Source organism: Rhodoplanes sp. SY1 (genome assembly GCF_046000175.1).
Classification (GTDB): domain Bacteria; phylum Pseudomonadota; class Alphaproteobacteria; order Rhizobiales; family Xanthobacteraceae; genus Rhodoplanes.
Genome location: NZ_JBEOMB010000286.1, coordinates 1 through 641, shown reverse-complemented (window position 1 = coordinate 641; position 641 = coordinate 1). Strand labels below are relative to the sequence as shown.

Sequence of the window (641 nt, the reverse complement as noted above, 5' to 3'; positions counted from 1 at the left end):
CTGGACGCACTCGACAAGCTCGAAAAGTACATCCAGCGCGACGACCGTGGGGGCATTCCGGACCTGATCGATTCCGCGCTGATCCACTACCAGTTCGAGACCATCCATCCTTTCGCCGACGGCAACGGCCGGGTGGGCCGGATGCTCATCACGCTCCACCTGCACATGCGGCAGGCGATCCGGCAGCCGATCCTCTATCTCAGCCCGGTATTCGAACGGCGCAAGGACGAGTACAACGACCGCCTGTACAACGTGTCTCGCTTCGGCCAGTGGACCGAATGGATCACGTTTTTTCTGGAGGTCGTGACCGAAGCCTGCAAGAAAGCCATCGACACGGCCGACGCGTTGCTCGCACTCCAGAAGGACTATCGCTCGCGCCTCCGGGACGCGGGCCGCTCGGCCAACCTCGTCGCGATAACCGACCTTCTGTTTCGGTCGCAGGTCGTCACCATCCCGAGGATCGCGGAGCACCTCGGCGTTCAGTATCGCTCGGCACAATTGAACGTCGAGGCTCTGGTGCGTGTCGGCATCCTGTCGGAACTCGCCGGCACGGCCAATCCGAAATACTTCGTCGCGCGCGAGATTCGCGACATCATCAACGAATCGACGAGACCCGATGCCTGACCTTCTCTTCGAACTCT

At 61.3% G+C, this 641-nt stretch carries 1 protein-coding gene; it reads left to right on the top strand.

What is annotated here, in order from left to right; all coding sequences use genetic code 11:
- A partial coding sequence (locus tag ABTU92_RS29155; protein ID WP_408095049.1) for a Fic family protein occupies window positions 1–624 on the top strand: 624 nt, incomplete at its 5' end.
- Window positions 625–641: the final 17 nt, after the last annotated feature.